Origin of the sequence: Streptomyces spiralis, assembly GCF_014654675.1 — a bacterium.
Lineage (GTDB): Bacteria > Actinomycetota > Actinomycetes > Streptomycetales > Streptomycetaceae > Streptomyces > Streptomyces spiralis.
In genome coordinates this window covers 1-238 of sequence record NZ_BNBC01000079.1, presented here as the reverse complement: position 1 = coordinate 238, position 238 = coordinate 1, and positions in this window count along the sequence as shown.

Sequence of the window (238 nt, the reverse complement as noted above, 5' to 3'; positions counted from 1 at the left end):
TCTACCGCGGCACCGGCAACACCACCGCACCCTTCGCCACCCGCACCAAAATCGGCGCAGGCTGGAACACCTACAACACCCTGATCTGAACCCGCCGCGCAGCACCCGAGTGCTGCGCGGCGCCTAACGCTCGCCTGACAGGACGACGGCTCCTAAAGGGTGTTGCAGAAGGCTCGGTGGCGGGCATTTTGCCTGCATGGGTGGGGTGTTGCGGGCCGAGCCGGTGTGGGTGGAGACG